Origin of the sequence: Paenibacillus sp. FSL W8-0194 (assembly GCF_037969745.1) — a bacterium.
Taxonomy (GTDB): domain Bacteria; phylum Bacillota; class Bacilli; order Paenibacillales; family Paenibacillaceae; genus Paenibacillus_AQ; species Paenibacillus_AQ cookii.
Genome location: NZ_CP150205.1, coordinates 1870753 through 1887483, shown reverse-complemented (window position 1 = coordinate 1887483; position 16731 = coordinate 1870753). Strand labels below are relative to the sequence as shown.

The following is a 16731-nucleotide window of genomic DNA, read 5'->3' as shown; positions in this document are numbered from 1 at the left end:
CCATCGAAGCGGCTGCAATCCGGTAAACCGCCTGCTCAGGGATTTCCCCTCCCAACAAAAAGAAGCACCGGAACGAATGGTCCGGTGCTTCCTGGATAAACGGTATATGCGATTAATCCTCGATCGTGGACAGGTCGCCTGTCGGCAGGTTCAGCTCCCAAGCCTTGAGCACCCGGCGCATGATTTTACCGGATCTCGTTTTCGGCAGCTTGTCGCGGAATTCAATCTCCCGCGGCGCCGCGTGGGCGGAGAGTCCCTCTTTCACGAATTTATAAATTTCGTTTTTCAGCTCTTCGGATTCCTGATAGCCTTCGCGCAGCGAGATAAACGCTTTGATGATTTCGCCGCGGGTAGCATCAGGCTTGCCGATGACGCCGGCTTCGGCTACCGCCGGATGTTCGACGAGCTTGCTTTCCACCTCAAACGGTCCGATCCGTTCGCCGGAGGAGTTGATGACGTCGTCGACGCGCCCCTGGAACCAGAAGTACCCGTCTTCGTCCATGTAAGCCGAGTCGCCGGAAACGTACCAGCCCGGGATCCGGAAATATTCCTGATATTTGGCAGGGTTATTCCAGATCTGATTCATCATGGACGGCCAAGGCGTTTTGATGGCCAGGTTGCCCATCGTATACGGCGGAACCTCGTTGCCGTTGTCGTCGAGAATCGCGGCTTCCACGCCTGGAATCGGACGGCCCATCGATCCCGGCTTGATCGCCATCGATGGATAGTTACAGATCAAATGCCCTCCGGTTTCCGTCATCCACCACGTATCATGGATGCGCTGGCCGTAGACTTTATGTCCCCAGCGAACGACCTCCGGATTCAGCGGCTCCCCGACGGAAAGCACGTGGCGGAGGCTGCTCAGGTCGAATTGGGAAATGATGTCCGACCCTGCGCCCATCAGCATCCGGAATGCGGTTGGAGCGCTGTACCATACCGTTACTTTATTTTTAGCGATCGTGCCGTACCAATCTTGTGGACTGAAGCGTCCGCCGCGAATAACGTTCGTTGCCCCGTTCAGCCACGGAGCGAAGATGCCGTACGACGTGCCCGTCACCCAGCCCGGATCGGCGGTACACCAATAAATATCGTCTTCGCGCAGGTCCAGCACCATTTTGCCCGTGTAATAATGTTGAATCATGGCATTTTGCACATGGTAGACGCCTTTCGGCTTCCCTGTCGAACCCGAAGTGTAGTGCATGATCAAGCCGTCGTTCCGGTCGAGCCATTCGATGGAAAGGTCGGAAGAAGCTTCTTTCATTTCACCGAAATAATCATGAATTTGGCCGTCTTCCTCAACTTGATCCCCAACCACGAAAATATGCTTCAGCTCAGGCAGCTCGTCGCGCTTGACCCGGCCAAGCAGTTGGCTTGTCGTGACGAGCGCTACCGCGCCGCTGTCTTCCAGACGGTCTTTGACGGCCGTCTCCATAAACGCTTCGAACAACGGGCCGACGACGGCTCCCACTTTCAGAATGCCCATGAGAGAAAAATAGAGTTCAGGACTGCGCGGCATAAAAATAAACACCCGGTCGCCTTTGCCGATCCCGTATTTGCGGAGAACGTTGCCGAACTTGTCGGATTGCTCCTTCAAGTCGCCGAAGGTATAACTTTCGTCCCGCGCAGTGTCGCTGTAGAGCAAAGCCTTTTTGTCGCCGCGGCCTTCCGCAACGTGACGGTCGATGGCCTCGTACGCCATATTGACCTTCCCGGTCGTGTACCAGCTGAAGTGCTTCTCGACTTCCTCCCATTGGAATTTCGAGCGGGCTTCTTCATAATCGCCCAGGTTGGACGTTGTTGCGACGCTTGGTAAAATTTCGTTTTGATTTTGATCCATTTCTTTCATCCTCCCTCTGTTTCTCCCAAAAATTGATAGGGCAGCGCTTACAATTTGTATGAGTTCATGCCATAATGACAACATACACACGCAATCAGTCTTCAAAACCTTTTTCCGATGATTCCGATAAGCGAAAAACATGATACAGCAGGTCCGGCAGATGTAAAGATCAAAAATTGTGACTGTTTTTTGTCAGAAATCATTATAACATAGGATGAAAATTCCTGCCATCGCTTTTCATTTAATTGTTTTTTTGCTATAAGTAGGTTAGAAGCCGAAAGGAGCGTCCAGATGGAACACCTGAAATTGTACCATGTCGAAACCGTGCCTCTTGGCGAGCGCTGCCTGGTCGTTGAAGGCCCCGTGCCGCCCGGAAGATTGTCCGAGTTAACCATGCACCCCGACCTCGATGCGTTCCGCCGTCCGAAAGACCAGCACGAAGCGCTGATCGAAATCGCCGGGCTTGCGGAAGGAAGGATCATCATCACCCGCGAGGAAAACGTCATCGTCGGCTACGTCACCTTCCATTATCCGGACGAGCAAGAGCGCTGGTCCCAAGGCCATATGGAGGATTTGATCGAGCTTGGCGCGATCGAGGTGGCCAACGATTACCGGTCGCTGGGCCTCGGCCAGAAAATGATCAAAACCGCCTTCGAAGGCGGGCAAATGGAACAATATATCGTGTTCACGACGGAATATTATTGGCATTGGGATTTAAAAAGCAGTGGGCTGAACGTATGGGATTACCGCAAAATGATGGAACGGCTGATGAAGGTCGTCGACATGGTCTGGTACGCGACCGACGATCCGGAAATTTGCTCGCATCCGGCCAACTGCCTTATGGTCCGGATCGGCCGGGATGTTCCGATTTCGTCGAAGGAGCAGTTCGACCGCATCCGTTTCCAGCAGCGTTTCATGTATTAGCCCATGCTTTGGCAAAATCCATCTCATAAAAAACACCAGCTGTCCCCTGCCGAGCGCCGCTCTCGTCCGGGACGGCTTATTTGTTATGTGCTCAATTGCCGGCAGCCCCCCTCTTTTGCTCCGCCGCATCTTCCAACAGCAAACAAGCCGCCCGGGGTTGTGGTTAACCTAGCCGGGCAGCTTGTTCGCTGATGAGCCTATTTTACATTTGCCGAAGCATATCATCCAAAATGGCATGCGAACGGCGCGAAGACGCTACCGTAAACTCCGCGAAGTTGGCATGCGCCGAACCGTCGGCTTTGTCCGACATGGAACGGATGATCACAAACGGCACGCCGTTCATGTAACAAACCTGGGCGACCGCCGCCCCTTCCATCTCGACGCACGCCCCCTGCAGATGTTCATAGAACCAGGAGACCTGTTCCACGCTGGCGATAAATTGATCGCCGGAGAGTACCCGCCCGACGCGGAAATTCACTTCGCCAAGCGCGCTGCACGCCTTTTCGGCAAGCGCGATCAACGCCTTGTCGGCTTGAAAAACGGAAACCTCCTGATAAGGGATGACCCCGCGTTCGAAACCGAGCGCCGTCACGTCCATATCATGCTGAAGGCATTCGGAGGAAATGACGATGTCGCCGATGTTAAGCTCCGGATGAACGGCGCCTGCGACGCCCGTGAACAACACTTTCGATACGCCGAAAAAGTCGATCAAAATTTGCGTCGTCACCGCGGCGTTCACTTTCCCGACTCCCGATTTGCAGACGATGACGTTTTTGCCGTGGAATCTCCCTTTATGATAGCGGATTCCGGCCTTCTCCACCGTTTCCGAGCCGTTCATCCCGGCCAGCAGCAGCTCGACCTCTTCGTCCATCGCTCCAATGATTCCGATTGTTTCCGGCATCTTTCATTCTCCCTTTTCCTAAATTTCGGTTTCCAGACCGATATGTGAAAAAAAGCTCCCGCAAGGAAGCTTTTTTTCAGCGTAACATAACCTTTTTCATATCGTTTCTATTTCTTATTCGTTCACGTGGCTGACGGATAGACGCAAAATCGTCTCATGCGGCAAAATAACCCGGGGGTTGTCCACGTTTTCCTTTTTCATCAGCTTGGTCAGCAGACGCATGGCCACCGCCCCAAGATCGTACATCGGCTGAGCAACCGTTGTCAGCAGCGGACGAACCATGGAAGCCATACGCGTATTGTCGACGCTGATCACGGAGAAATCGTCAGGCACTTTCAGCCCTTCGTCCTGGATGCTGTGAATGGCGCCGATCGCCATTTCGTCCGTTGCCGCAAAGATAGCCGTCGGCTTTTTCTTCAGCCCAAGGAAATATTTCATGGCTTCGACGCCGGACTCGTAGCGGTAGTTACCGATGCGGACAAGGTCCTCCTGGTATTCGATTCCCGCGTTCTCCAGCGCTTTTTTGTACCCTTGGAAACGGGAGTACCCGTTGGCAGGGTCCTGAAGCGTGCCGCTGATCATCGCGATTTCGCGGTGGCCGTGGCGGATGAGCGTGTTGACAGCGTCAAATGCCGCCGCTTCGTGATCGATATCCACGGAAGGATAGGTTCCCTGTTCATCCCGCGTCGCGCAAAGCACGATCGGTACGGCGGAGGTTTGGAATGCCTGAATATGCTCTTCCGTTACGGTTCCGCCCATGAACAGCAAGCCGTCGACCTGTTTCTCGAGCAGCGTGTTGATGACGCGAATTTCTTTTTCCTTCTTCTTATCGGCGTTACACAAAATGATATTATAGTGGTACATGTTGGCGATGTCTTCGATGCCCCGGGCGATTTCCGCAAAAATAGAGTTCGAGATATCGGGAATGACTACCCCGACCGTCGTCGTTTTTTTGCTGGCAAGGCCTCTTGCCACCGCATTAGGTCGATATCCCAAACGTTCGATTGCTTCATATACTTTTTTCCGGGTCTGAGGCTTCACGTTGGGGTTGTTGTTTACAACCCGTGATACCGTTGCCATCGATACGCCTGCTTCACGTGCCACATCGTAAATGGTTACCGTCAAATTCCTTCTCTCCATTGCCAATAAATTTTCACTCGTCAACCCATTAAAATTATGATACGACAAATTGTCGCATTCTGCAATGATAACGCTTTACTATCCTTTCAGGTGCTGTTTCAAAGCATCTTCCGTGATATGAGAATGAGATGTATGCCAGACCGGCGCCTGATTTTTGACCAGAATCACCTGAGGGGATTCGTGCTGCACGCCAAGCAGATCCGCCGCTTCCAGCGAGACGGGGCGATCCTCGACCACATGGATTAATGCGTATTCTACGGCTTCGTTCGGCTCGTTTTGCAAGTATGACATCATCTGTTGATAGGCCCCGGCGCTGATCGGGCAGCGCGTGCTGTGCTTGAACAGGAGCAGAGGCTTTTCGTCCGAAGCTGCCAATGCGGAATGCAGCTGCTGGCTAGTAGTCAGTTTGGTCATCGTCGCCATTTGATATACATCTCCTTTTTTCGATTCATTCCTCCTACTATCGTATCAAAAACTTCGTGAAAAATCCAACGAACTATGAAAATAATTCTGAAAATATTTTGTTTTCATACATCAGCATGAAATACATTCATTTCCGGCAGGATAACGGACAGCTGCGAAAGGCGCTGGCGGATGTCCGATACCCATTCATCGTCGCGCATGCTTTCGGCCAATCTATACATATCCAAAAGGAGGTTGATCCGCCCCTCGATTTCGTCTTCGAATTTTGCGTGCAGCCTGTCATCGGGACAATCCTCATCGGCCAGCACGTCGTAAATGACGCCGGCCAGTTCATGGTGGTCTGTCATCGAAAAGCTCGTTTTTCCCGGATCGGAACCCAGCAAATCGATGCATCTCTTCAAGTCCGACCGCATGGAAGGTATAAGTTCGTACGTCATACATTGATCGCATACCAGTACGGGGACATGGCGGATCGTCACGCTCCGGCTATATTTAACCGTCCGAAGCTCCAGTTTCAGGCTTTGCTCGCAGTTGCATTTCATTGACACAATACCCCACCTCAATCTCTCTCTTCTATCTGTCTACTCGGATGAGTGCCGATACCGGCTGATGTTGGTATTCGCCTCGGCCGGCCGCGATTCCTCCCTGCTTGGGCCAGCTGTTTTATTTACCAAAAAGCCCATCTCTTTCATATCGGCCGGTTCCCAGCAGAATTGGTATCCGGTTGATGCAACCCTCCGTCAGACAGCCCGCAGTTAGCGGAAGAACGAGAGCGGAGATGAAAGCCCTCCGCGTTTCCGAAGCCTATCATTTTTCGTCGAAAAAAAACCCGGCACTCGGAATGAATGCGGGGTTTCATGCGTTTTTATCATTAATCGATTGCAGCTTCAACCTCACGAAACGTGGGTGTCTTTTCCTTCATTCCTTCCGGCGCGCTTGGTTCTCAAAACGGCTGGATTCGTTAAAATCGGTCAGCAGCCGTTCGATTTGGCCGTTTGTGGTCAGCTTATAACATTCCTCGGCAACAGCGCGCGCCTCTTGGGCCGACGTGTTCAAAATCCGGTGCTTCACCCGGAGCAGCGATTGGATCGACATGCTCAAATCGTGCACGCCTAGCGCGATCCAGAGCGGTATGGAACGTTCGTCCCCCGCCATCTCCCCGCACACGCTGACGGGAATGCCCGCATCGCGCGCCGCTTCCACGATCGTGCGCAGCATGCGGAGGATCGCCGGGTGGTAAGGATGATACATGTGGGCGATCTGCTCATTCATCCGATCCACGGCGAGCACGTATTGAACCAGGTCATTCGTGCCGATGCTGAAAAAATCGCATTCCTTAGCGATCAAATCCGCGATCGTGACGGCCGCAGGGATTTCGATCATGACCCCGACCGGAATCTCGGGATCGTACGGAATACCCCTTGCATCCAAATCGGCCATGGCGCGGCGCAAAATCTCGTTGGCTTGTCTCACTTCATCCACCGAGGAAATCATCGGATACATGATTTTCGTTTTGCCGTAGGCGCTGGCGCGCAAAATCGCCGTCAGTTGCGTCTGGAAAAGGTCCTGGCGTTCCAGGCTGATCCGGATCGCGCGGAAGCCGAGGAAAGGATTGTCCTCCTGCGGCAGCGGAAAATAATCGAGCTGCTTGTCCCCGCCGATGTCCAGCGTCCGGATGACCGTATGGCGTCCCTCCATTTTCCGAACGATCTGAAGGTAAACCTGGAACTGCTCCTCTTCGCTCGGGAAGTTCGCGCGATCCATGTATAAAAACTCCGTCCGGAAGAGCCCCACGCCAAGGGCCCCGTATTTCACGGCCATGTCGAGCTCCTTTACCGAGCTGATGTTGGCCGACAACCGCATCTCCGTGCCGTCCTTCGTGACGGCTTCGACCGAGGCGAGCAGCTCCAGCCGTTCCTTGCGGACCTGCTGCTCCACCCGCGTGCATTCGAACTGGTCGACGGTTTTTTTGTCCGGATTGACGAACAGCTTGCCGGAATCGCCGTCCATGACGATCAGGTCCCCCGTTTGAATCGGTTCGGCAAGTTTCCCCTCGATGCCGGCCACGAGCGGAATGCCAAGCGCCCGTGCCATGATCGAGGCGTGGGACGTTTTGCCGCCCACCATCGTGACGACGCCCAGGACATGGGCCGGATTCAGATGGGCGAGCTGGGACGGGGACAACTCCTTTACGACGAGCACGTAAGGCTGCGTATCCGAAGGAAGCGTAATTTCCGGCGCGCCAAGCAGATGCTTCAGCAAGCGGTTGCCGACGTCCTTGATGTCCATCGCCCGCTCCTTCATATATTCGTCGTCCAGCAGGTCGAACATCGTAACAAAGTGGTCGATCGCTTCCTTCACCGCGACTTCGGCCGCCTTGTACTGCCGTTCGATGACGCCCTGGATTTCATTCATGAATACGGGATCGTCCAGAATCGCCAAATGCGCATCGAAGATGCTGGATTCCTCTTCCCCGACGATATCGCGGAACTCGTTTTTGATATATTCGATTTCGTTTTTGGAGGTGCGTATCCCTTCATACAGCCGCTCAAACTCATTGGCCAGATCAACTGCGTCTATGCCGGTTTCGGGCAGATCCCATTCCCAGTTCGGCAGGACGAATGCTTTTCCAATTGCGATGCCGGCAGATGCTCCGATACCTTGAATCATGTTTCCAAACCTCCAACATTTCTGTCGTGTAATACTACGGACATGACCGACGTCTGTCCTTTTTTGACCGTTTTGAACGGCGCGAAGCTCCAGGATTTGACGCGGTCCGGATTCGTAATGACCATCGGCGTCGCGATCGATGTCGCATGGGCCTTGATGTAGGCCAGGTCGAATTTGACGAGCAGCTGACCCGGCTCGACGGCATCCCCTTCCTTCACGACCGCCGAAAAATGCCCTCCCTTAAGCTGGGAGGTGTCGATCCCGATATGAAGCAGCACTTCGAGACCGTCCGGCGTTGATATGCCGATGGCATGCATCGTAGGATAAACGTGCACGATCGTTCCATAAACCGGCGAGACCAGTTCCCCGCGCTCCGGCATGAAGGCGACCCCGTCGCCCACCAGCTTCGCCGCGAAAATCTGATCCGGCACTTCCTCGATCGGAAGCATCCGGCCCTGCACCGGCGCGCTGAAGAGCACGCGCGGCAGGTCCCGCTGGAGCAGTTTGTTGACTTCCTCGCGGATCAGTTCGGAATACGTGCCGAACACCACCTGGACGTTTCCTCCGCCAAGCTTGATGAGGCCCGCCGACCCGAGCAGCTTTAACGCATTGCCGTCCACGAGCCTGTCGTTTTTGACGGTTAGCCGCAGCCGGGTAATGCAGGATTCCACCTGAACGATGTTGTCCTTGCCGCCAAGTGCCTCCAAAATAAGCGGCGCCTGGTAGGGAATGCTTCCCGCCCAATCCTCGAGGTTCGAACCTTCCTCCCGTCCGGGCGTCGGAATCTGGAACCTGCGGATCGCCCACCGGAACAGAAAATAATAGACGAAACCGTAGCCGATGCCGATCGGAATGAGCAGCCAGGCGTGATGGGACAGATGCAGGTTCAGGAAAAAATCGATGGCCCCCGCCGAATAGGAGAAGCCGTGATGGATATCCAGCTCGTAGGTAAGCCACATGGCCGCCCCGGAAAGCACCGCGTGCAAAATGAACAAATACGGCGCCGCGAACAAAAACGCGAATTCGATCTGCTCGGACACCCCTGTTAAAAAGCATACGAGCGCCGCCGTCAAAAATGTCTTTTTGATCTTCGGCTTCAAGTCCTCGCGGGCTTCCTGGATGATCGCAAGCGCGATGGCCGGCAGCGCGAACATCATGATCGGGAACAACCCCGCCATATAGCCGCCCGCCGTCGGGTCGCCCGCAAAAAAGCGCGGCAGGTCGCCCTGCACGATATTTCCGGAAGGCGTCTGATAGGACCCCGCCTGAAACCAGAAAATGTTGTTGAGCAGATGATGCAGCCCAAATGCTGTCAGAACCCGGTACAAAATGCCGTACAAAAACAAGCCGAATCCGCCCAGATGGTTCATGAGCAGCGTCAGCTCGTCCAGCCCCTTCTGCAAATAAGGGGTGATGAACAGCAGCGCCCAGGAAAACAGCGTCGAAAACAACCCCATGAACAGGAGGACAAACCTTGAACCGCCAAAAAACTGCACCGCTTCAGGCAGTTTGATATGCTTGTATCGGTTTGAGGCGACGCCCGACAATATTCCGAAAAGCACGCCGATCAGCGTCGTGGGCTGTATATTGCCGCCGCCCATATGCCGCGTGATCTGGTCGTAAATAAACATGCCCGCAAGCGCCGCAAGTCCCGCCGGCCCGGCTTGGTTCGAAAGCCCCCAGGCGACGCCGACCGCAAACAGATACGGGAGGAAATAGAAGATGCCCTGTCCGGCCCACGTGCATACCTCAGCGACGTGAGGAAGACCCCATGCGGCCCAGGGAAGACTGCCTACGCTCAGCAAAATGGCGGCTGATGGAAGGACCATCGTGGGCAGTATAACCGCTCTTCCGAGCTGCTGCAGTGATCCGAGCCAATTCAAGAAAGGCACTCTCCTTTCAAAAACAGATCAGAAATTGCAAAGCCATGCTTACCGGTTCCTGCAAAATCTGCGCTATTTCAAATGGTAAGCTTAGATCGACATTTTGTCAAAAAGGATTTGCAAGATTCCGACCAAACGGACAAGCGCTCTGAATGGGCAAAAAAACATCCCCGGGAAGCAAATCCCGGAGATGCCTGGCCCGCAGGCCGGTTTATCGGTGCCCAGACCGGTCCGGCTGCGTGATCGCCTCTTCCACTTTGATGCAGCGGTCCATGATGACTTTCATGCCGCTCCGATCGGCGATAGCCGCCGCCTCATCGCTGACGATGCCGAGCTGCAGCCATAACACGTTCGCATGAATCTCGGCCGCTTCCCGAGCAACGTCCGCGCAATATTCGCTTCGGCGAAACACGTTGACGATGTCTACCGGCTCGGGAATATCTTTCAACGAAGCATAGCAGGTTTCGCCCAAAATTTGGCGTCCCGCCGCGTTCGGATTGACCGGGATGATACGGTATCCGCGGTTTTGCATCGCCTCGGCGATCATGTAGGAGGTCCGGTCCGGTTTATCGGACAGACCAACGACGGCTATATTTCCGGCCTGCTGCAGAATTTCCCTGATTTCGTCGCGCGTCGGATTTTCGAAAGCCATGTCTGATCCCTTCTTTCCTTAATATATGTGAATATATGCGGGTGGATATGGAAGCTGTATTATTTTACCCATTCGACCTGGGCGCCAAGCGCCTTCATATGGTCAAAAAACTGCGGATAGGATTTGGCGACGTGATGCGCGTCCTTGATCGTCAGCGGCTGCTTGGCGCGCAGCCCGACGATCGTCAGCGCCATGATGACGCGATGGTCGTAATGGGCGTTGATCTCCACGCCGCCTTCGACGCCTTCCGGACGCCCGTGGACGATAATTTCGGCTTGGCGCTCCTCCACGTTGGCTCCGGCTTTGCGGAGCTCCGTCAAATAATCCGTGATTCGGTCGCATTCCTTGTAACGGAGGTTCTCCACGTTGTAAAACCGGGACGTTCCCTCCGCAAACACGGCCGCGGCCACCATCGCCAGCACCGCATCGGTTGCCGCGTCGCCGTCGAACTCGACCGCCTTGAGTTTTCCGTTGCCTTTCACGTGCACTTCGTCGTTTTCATGCGTCAGGGGCGCCTCCATCAAACGCAGCACGTCGACCACGGCCCGTTCCCCTTGCTTGCTTTCCACCGGCAGTCGTTTCACGAGGACATCCGACTCCGTTACCGCGGCGGCGGCAAGCACGGCGGCGGAACCCGGGTAATCGCCCTGTACCGTATACGTTTTCGCCTGATAGGATTGGTTGCCCGGAACGCGGAACCGCATGTAATCATCGCTTGCATGGATGACGATGCCCGCCTGCTCCAACACTTCAAGCGTCTGGCCGACGACGACCTTCGATTTCAGATCGCCGGTCACTTCGATTTCGCTGTCTTCTTCCAGGAGCGGCGTCAGGAACAGCAGCGCGCTCAAATACTGGGAACTGACGGAGCCGGACACTTGAATCCGCCCGCCTTTCGGTTTTCCGCCGCGGATCCGGATCGGCAGGCGGCCGTCGTTATGCTCCACCTGAACCCCCATTTGCTCCAGGGCCGAAATCAGGTCGTCGTGCGGACGTTTGCCGAGCGAATCGGGATATGTATTCACGAACATCACGTCCGGACAAAGCGAAGCGATGCCCATCAGAAAACGGAGGACGGCTCCCGCATTGCCGACGTTCAGTTCCTTGACGTCCCGCGGACGGCGGCCGAAGCCGGTAATGACCGCTTTTTCCTCGTCTTCGACAAGCACGGCTCCCAAATCCTGAATGCAGCGGCGCATCGCGTCGCTGTCCTCGCTATGAGCCGGAAAATACACTGTGCTGGTCCCTTCGGCCAAGGCTGCGACCAGCAAATAACGCGTCGTATAGTTTTTGGAGGAAAGCGCGCCGATCTCTCCCTGCAGCCGCGGTGTCGGTTTTACAATCAAATCCATATGCCCCATGTCTCCTTCTCGAATTAGTTCACGCTCTAACCGGGATGCAAATGCGATTTGACAGCCCATTTAAAGCTTGGTTATCATAAACATAATTACATAAGGTTTTTGCGAAAGCCCAAGCTTTCGTCAAAACCCTGGCTTATCAAAACTACGGAAAAGAGGTTAATTCCCATGACGTCCATTCGTGAAATAGAACCGTCCGAAGTGAGACGGCGCCTTCTAGCAGGCGAATCCCTCCAGATGATCGACGTCCGCGAAGACGATGAAGTCGCGCAAGGCATGATCAGCGGAGCGAAGCATATCCCGCTCGGGCAAATCCCGGAACGCCTGGATGAAATCCCGAGGGAAGGCGAGGTCATCCTGATTTGCCGCAGCGGCGGCCGCAGCATGAGGGCCTGCCAATACCTGCAGCAGTTTGGCATCGAATGCATCAACATGACCGGCGGCATGCTTCAGTGGAACGAAGACGAAGCATAAGCCTGCATCGAAGCGGCAGTCCTTGCGGACCTGCCGTTTTTTTGGTTTATCCGGCCGCCTCTCGTGCCGCTGGAATGCGCAGGCGAAATCGCCCTCCGCAGAAACCTCTTGCCCTTATCTTAACACAAAACGGCTTAGACGCGGTAATGCGTTAAAATTTTTAGCGCCACCTCATCAGCCCCGATCCGGCTGGTATCCACCGTGCAGTGGGCAAAACGATACGCGTCTTTCCGCTCCTCCAGAATCGTCCGGATCCGTTCCTCGGCGCCGCCGGCAAGCAGCGGCCGGTTCCGGTCTCCCTTAACCCGTTCCACGATCGCTTCCGCTTCCGCCGTCAAGGCCACAACGAATCCGCCTTGAAGCATCAGCTCGCGATTTTCCTCGCGCAGGACGCATCCGCCCCCGGTGGCCACGACCTTCCGCCCGCCCGAAGACAACACGTTTCGCAAGGCGCAAGTTTCGGCGTTCCGAAAATAAGGTTCTCCGCGGAGCTCGAACATTTCGGGAATGGTCATTCCTTCCTGAGCCACGATGGACGCGTCCAGATCGACCAGCGAATACCCCAGCTTCTCGGCCAAAATTTCGCCAACCGTCGACTTTCCGGTCCCCATCATTCCGATCAGTATGATATTTTGTTCCGTCTGGTTCAATAGAGCACCCCTTTTGTTTCCATTCAATCTCAAGCTTTTTCATATCATACCACAGGCCAAAAACTTTCGACAATCTCGCAAAACAATCGCCGTTTCCCTCTGTCCGCAAGCCCGATCCATGCAGTCGTTTGCCCGTCATCGCCGTACGGACACGGGATTGCCCCGGATCAGTCTATTTTCTGCCAGTCTAGCATATACATGCCATGGACCTATAATTCTGACGCCAAGCGAAACGATGTTGTGGAAAATTCGGAGTTTTGTAAGGAGTGGTCGTATCCGTCATGCCAGAATCCCGTTCCCATTCGCCCGAAACGTTGTCAAGAATCAAACAGATCGCGGACCCGCGGCATATTTTGTGCCGGGAGGACATGTTATGGGTTTTGCATTACGTGCAACAAAAAGTGGCTCAAGGCGAACCAGCGCTGCTGGAACTCCCCAAGCCACGTTTACTGCAAAATTTTCAATACTTCGGCGAAGCCGCGTTGCTTCTGCTGCACCGCTCCGCGGCGGGCCATGCGCAGGACGAACGCATCCGGACTTGCCTTCAGGAGGCCATGCACGGGCTTGTCCCTGCGGATCGCCCGGAGCGGTCGTAGCCGAAAAACGGCTTCCTATTCCTGGATCCAGTTATGGTGGAAGACGCCTTCCTTGTCGACGCGCTTAAACGTATGCGCTCCGAAGTAGTCGCGCTGCGCCTGAAGCAGGTTCGCAGGAAGTCTTTCGGTGCGGTAGCTGTCGAAATAAGCCAGCGCGCTCGCGAAGCCCGGCACCGGAATGCCGCGGCTGACTGCTGCGGACACCGTTTGGCGCCATGCGTCTTGGTAGTTTTCGATGATGTCTTTAAAGAACGGATCGAGAAGCAGGTTTTTCAGGCCCGGATCTTTCTCGTAAGCGTCCGTGATGTTTTGCAGGAAGCGGGAACGGATGATGCAGCCGCCGCGCCAGATTCTGGCCAGGTCGCCGTATTTCAGATCCCAGCCGTATTCGTCGGAAGCGACGCGAAGTTGGGCGAACCCTTGGGCATAGGATACGATTTTGCTCGCAAACAGCGCTTTGCGCACGTTTTCGATGAATTCGGCTTTGTCGCCCTGGAACGCATCCGCTTTCGGACCGTTCAGGATTTTGCTTGCTTCCACGCGTTCTTCCTTCATGGCGGACAAGAAGCGGGAGAATACCGATTCGGTAATCATGGACAGCGGAACCCCGAGATCCAGGGAGCTTTGGCTCGTCCATTTTCCGGTACCTTTTTGGCCGGCCGCGTCCAGGATGACGTCCACCATCGGTTTGCCCGTTTCTTCGTCTTTATGCGAGAAGATGTCGGCCGTAATTTCGATCAGGTAGCTGTCAAGCTCCCCTTTGTTCCATTCGCTGAAAATTTGGTGCAGTTCTTCCGCGCCGAGGCCCAGCGCATCCTTCAGCAGGTGGTAAGCTTCGCAAATGAGCTGCATGTCGCCGTATTCGATGCCATTATGCACCATTTTTACGTAATGGCCGGCGCCGTCCGGACCAATATATGTACAGCAAGGTTCGCCGTTCACTTTGGCGGAAATCGATGTCAGGATCGGCTCGACAAGCTCGTAAGCGCTTCTTGGTCCGCCTGGCATGATCGAAGGTCCTTTGAGAGCCCCTTCTTCGCCGCCGGAAACCCCTGCACCGATAAAGCGGAAGCCTTTTTCTTCAAGCATTTTGCTGCGGCGCTGCGTATCCGGGAAGTAAGCGTTGCCGCCGTCGATGATGATATCGCCTTCGTCCAGCAGCGGGATCAATTGCTCGATGGTCGCGTCCGTCGCTTTGCCGGCTTGTACCATGATCAAAATTTTGCGGGGTTTCTCCAGCGACTCCACGAACTCCTCCATGGAGAAGGTTCCCGTAAGGTTTTTGCCTTTCGCTTCTTCGAGAAGGGCTTCTGTTTTCTCCGGGGAACGGTTGAATACGGAAACGGTAAAGCCTCTGCTTTCAATGTTGAGAGCCAAGTTTTTGCCCATGACCGCAAGGCCAATGACACCGATTTGTTGCTTCGACATATGGTCCTCCATCCTTTGCCTTTTTTTTTGGAAAAAATGAATACACCTATTTTAGCGTGTTTACGCGCGAAAGTGAACCCCACGATGTAAACATCTCGTGACAAAACACCCCGCTGTCTGCAGAGGTGCTTTTAGTCACTTGCTTTTCTATTTGCGGAAATGTCCCCGCCCATCAGGCTCCTCCCGCCTTTACCAGCGTATGCGTTACCATTCGAGCATCAGCAGCTGCCGGGAAAGATCGGCCAGCTTTTTGCGGCAAAGCTCCGCTTTATCTTCATCTCCGTTCTGAAGCGCTTCGTGAAGGCGCTCCAGTTCGTCATCCACTTCCAGCCGGAGAAGCAGCAGCCTCATTTCGCCTTCCTTCGAGAAGTAAAGCTTCGAGATCTCCTGCTCTGTCATGAACGGCCCCTTTTGATACAGCACCCTTTGCTGGTATCCGGATATTTCAACCAAACGGATGACTTCGCCGAATAAAATGCTCTCCACCAAAATCTGGCGGTCCTTGAATCGTTTGACCACTGCATGGCCCCGCGTATCCTCGATCAGCTTCTCCATCCACTCCGCCAGTTTGGCGTCGCGGATCACGTAATCCCCGACCATTTTGTAGCCGTTTTTGGTCCGGTTGAACCGCAGCTTGACAAGTTTGCGCCCCGTTCTGACGGAAACGATGAACAGCGATTCGTTTTCGCTCCAGTACAGGGAGTATCCTTCCTGTATCAAATCCTTAATCAGGTCCTGAATATGCCGCCGGTTAAACCGAAGCTCCAGATTGCAATACTCCACTTCATAGCTTTTGTTCACGGCACTCCCTCCTTCAGTTTTGGACCGCCTTTGACGAACAACCTGCGACTAAAGGGTTTGCAAAAAACAAAGATGCTTGCTTGCAGCCGATGTTGCAAAGTCCTGATTACGTTGAAATAAGTCTTTGTTCTATTTTATACTTTATCTTATGTAACGGTAACTTGGTTTATTGACTATTTTTACCCGCTCCCCGCCTCTGCCAAACAGGCAGCAACGACACGCGGTCGGCCTTAAAATAGACATCAACCCATTGCTTAAAAGGAGGCGCATCATGCCGTTTGAAGGATTTCATTCCAAGGATTTCGAAGTATTCAATGTTCCCGGTCTCGAACCCCGCATGGAAGCTTTGATTGCGAACGTCAGACCGAAGCTGGAGGAGCTCGGCCGCGAAATGGCCCCGTTTTTGTCCGCCCTTTGCGGCGAGGAAATGTTCCCCCATGTCGCCAAACACGCGCGCCGCACCATCAATCCCCCGAATGACACGTGGGTGGCCTGGGCCGCCAGCAAAAGAGGGTATAAAGCGCTGCCCCATTTCCAGGTAGGGATGTTCGAATCCCATCTGTTCATTATTTTTGCCGTCATTTACGAAAGCCCGAACAAGGTCACGTTCGCGAAACATCTCGAGAAAAACCGCAGCCAAGTGATCCAAAGCTTGCCGGCGCATTTCTATTGGTCCATGGATCATATGGATCCGGGCTTCACCCCCCATGCGGACATGAGTCCCAAGGCTTTCTCGGAGATGGCGGACAGGCTGGAAAAAGTGAAAAAAGCCGAAGTGCTCTGCGGTCTCCGCATTCCGAAAGGCGAGGCGGTGCTGGAAAACGGACCGGAGCTCGTCTCCGTCATCCAGTCGACCTTCGAAACGCTGCTTCCCCTTTACAAAATGGCATTTTAGCCGAGCGCATACGGTTTCGCCGTCTTTTGACAGGCGGTGATTCCGTTTCGCGAAACGAAACATGAAGTCTGATGGTGTTTAAAAAAAGCTGCAACCGGA

General features: G+C 54.3%; 16 protein-coding genes. 4 read left to right on the top strand and 12 right to left on the bottom strand.

The window, feature by feature from the left end:
* Positions 1-112: 112 nt before the first annotated feature.
* On the bottom strand, positions 113-1837 hold the full coding sequence (gene acsA, locus MKY58_RS08205) for an acetate--CoA ligase (protein ID WP_339324162.1): 1725 nt from the start codon (positions 1835-1837) through the stop codon (positions 113-115).
* A gap of 291 nt (positions 1838-2128) precedes the next feature.
* On the opposite strand from acsA, the gene MKY58_RS08200 reads away from it, so the two are divergent.
* Positions 2129-2761: a GNAT family N-acetyltransferase gene (locus tag MKY58_RS08200; protein WP_339324161.1), complete on the top strand. Its 633-nt coding sequence runs from the start codon at positions 2129-2131 to the stop codon at positions 2759-2761.
* A 202-nt stretch (positions 2762-2963) separates the two neighbouring features.
* Here the strand turns inward: MKY58_RS08200 and MKY58_RS08195 are convergent, their stop codons facing one another.
* From MKY58_RS08195 to aroA, 8 genes are all read right to left on the bottom strand, one after another.
* Complete coding sequence (locus MKY58_RS08195) at positions 2964-3662, bottom strand: 5'-methylthioadenosine/adenosylhomocysteine nucleosidase (RefSeq protein ID WP_339324160.1); 699 nt, start codon at positions 3660-3662, stop codon at positions 2964-2966.
* A 114-nt stretch (positions 3663-3776) separates the two neighbouring features.
* The gene (gene ccpA, locus MKY58_RS08190; protein ID WP_212947090.1) at positions 3777-4787 is read right to left on the bottom strand and encodes a catabolite control protein A; all 1011 of its coding nucleotides are present in this window, start codon (positions 4785-4787) and stop codon (positions 3777-3779) included.
* Between the two features lie 93 nt (positions 4788-4880).
* Positions 4881-5225, bottom strand: coding sequence for a bacillithiol system redox-active protein YtxJ (gene ytxJ, locus MKY58_RS08185; protein ID WP_036707638.1), 345 nt, complete (start codon positions 5223-5225; stop codon positions 4881-4883).
* A 104-nt stretch (positions 5226-5329) separates the two neighbouring features.
* On the bottom strand, positions 5330-5773 hold the full coding sequence (locus tag MKY58_RS08180) for a hypothetical protein (protein WP_339324159.1): 444 nt from the start codon (positions 5771-5773) through the stop codon (positions 5330-5332).
* Positions 5774-6143: 370 nt separating this feature from the next.
* On the bottom strand, positions 6144-7895 hold the full coding sequence (gene ptsP / locus MKY58_RS08175) for a phosphoenolpyruvate--protein phosphotransferase (RefSeq protein WP_339324158.1): 1752 nt from the start codon (positions 7893-7895) through the stop codon (positions 6144-6146).
* Positions 7892-9778, bottom strand: coding sequence for a glucose PTS transporter subunit IIA (locus MKY58_RS08170; RefSeq protein ID WP_212947093.1), 1887 nt, complete (start codon positions 9776-9778; stop codon positions 7892-7894). The genes ptsP and MKY58_RS08170 overlap by 4 nt, the downstream gene beginning before the upstream one ends.
* 211 nt (positions 9779-9989) lie before the next feature.
* Positions 9990-10430, bottom strand: coding sequence for a CoA-binding protein (locus MKY58_RS08165; RefSeq protein ID WP_339324157.1), 441 nt, complete (start codon positions 10428-10430; stop codon positions 9990-9992).
* 59 nt (positions 10431-10489) lie between these two features.
* Positions 10490-11782, bottom strand: coding sequence for a 3-phosphoshikimate 1-carboxyvinyltransferase (gene aroA / locus MKY58_RS08160; protein WP_339324156.1), 1293 nt, complete (start codon positions 11780-11782; stop codon positions 10490-10492).
* A gap of 174 nt (positions 11783-11956) precedes the next feature.
* On the opposite strand from aroA, the gene MKY58_RS08155 reads away from it, so the two are divergent.
* Positions 11957-12262 (top strand): rhodanese-like domain-containing protein, encoded by a 306-nt coding sequence (locus tag MKY58_RS08155; RefSeq protein ID WP_339324155.1) that lies wholly within the window; start codon positions 11957-11959, stop codon positions 12260-12262.
* 134 nt (positions 12263-12396) lie between these two features.
* Here the strand turns inward: MKY58_RS08155 and MKY58_RS08150 are convergent, their stop codons facing one another.
* Positions 12397-12912 (bottom strand): shikimate kinase, encoded by a 516-nt coding sequence (locus MKY58_RS08150; RefSeq protein WP_339324154.1) that lies wholly within the window; start codon positions 12910-12912, stop codon positions 12397-12399.
* A 281-nt stretch (positions 12913-13193) separates the two neighbouring features.
* On the opposite strand from MKY58_RS08150, the gene MKY58_RS08145 reads away from it, so the two are divergent.
* A complete protein-coding gene (locus tag MKY58_RS08145) occupies positions 13194-13508 on the top strand; it encodes a hypothetical protein (RefSeq protein ID WP_339324153.1) in 315 nt (104 codons plus the stop codon).
* A 15-nt stretch (positions 13509-13523) separates the two neighbouring features.
* Here MKY58_RS08145 and gndA read toward each other — a convergent pair whose 3' ends face one another.
* Together gndA and MKY58_RS08135 are read right to left on the bottom strand one after the other, a co-directional pair.
* Positions 13524-14948: an NADP-dependent phosphogluconate dehydrogenase gene (gndA, locus tag MKY58_RS08140; RefSeq protein WP_339324152.1), complete on the bottom strand. Its 1425-nt coding sequence runs from the start codon at positions 14946-14948 to the stop codon at positions 13524-13526.
* 192 nt (positions 14949-15140) lie between these two features.
* Positions 15141-15737 (bottom strand): hypothetical protein, encoded by a 597-nt coding sequence (locus tag MKY58_RS08135; RefSeq protein WP_036707625.1) that lies wholly within the window; start codon positions 15735-15737, stop codon positions 15141-15143.
* Between the two features lie 271 nt (positions 15738-16008).
* Here MKY58_RS08135 and MKY58_RS08130 point away from each other — a divergent pair, with 271 nt between their 5' ends.
* Positions 16009-16632 (top strand): DUF1054 domain-containing protein, encoded by a 624-nt coding sequence (locus MKY58_RS08130; RefSeq protein ID WP_339324151.1) that lies wholly within the window; start codon positions 16009-16011, stop codon positions 16630-16632.
* Positions 16633-16731: the final 99 nt, after the last annotated feature.

Bases quoted from the DNA above. Each gene is read 5' to 3' on its own strand.
- acsA (WP_339324162.1), bottom strand. From the start codon at position 1,837: ATGGATCAAAATCAAAACGAAATTTTACCAAGCGTCGCAACAACGTCC.
- MKY58_RS08200 (WP_339324161.1), top strand. From the start codon at position 2,129: ATGGAACACCTGAAATTGTACCATGTCGAAACCGTGCCTCTTGGCGAG.
- MKY58_RS08195 (WP_339324160.1), bottom strand. From the start codon at position 3,662: ATGCCGGAAACAATCGGAATCATTGGAGCGATGGACGAAGAGGTCGAG.
- ytxJ (WP_036707638.1), bottom strand. From the start codon at position 5,225: ATGGCGACGATGACCAAACTGACTACTAGCCAGCAGCTGCATTCCGCA.
- ptsP (WP_339324158.1), bottom strand. From the start codon at position 7,895: ATGATTCAAGGTATCGGAGCATCTGCCGGCATCGCAATTGGAAAAGCA.
- MKY58_RS08165 (WP_339324157.1), bottom strand. From the start codon at position 10,430: ATGGCTTTCGAAAATCCGACGCGCGACGAAATCAGGGAAATTCTGCAG.
- aroA (WP_339324156.1), bottom strand. From the start codon at position 11,782: ATGGATTTGATTGTAAAACCGACACCGCGGCTGCAGGGAGAGATCGGC.
- MKY58_RS08155 (WP_339324155.1), top strand. From the start codon at position 11,957: ATGACGTCCATTCGTGAAATAGAACCGTCCGAAGTGAGACGGCGCCTT.
- MKY58_RS08145 (WP_339324153.1), top strand. From the start codon at position 13,194: ATGCCAGAATCCCGTTCCCATTCGCCCGAAACGTTGTCAAGAATCAAA.
- gndA (WP_339324152.1), bottom strand. From the start codon at position 14,948: ATGGAGGACCATATGTCGAAGCAACAAATCGGTGTCATTGGCCTTGCG.
- MKY58_RS08130 (WP_339324151.1), top strand. From the start codon at position 16,009: ATGCCGTTTGAAGGATTTCATTCCAAGGATTTCGAAGTATTCAATGTT.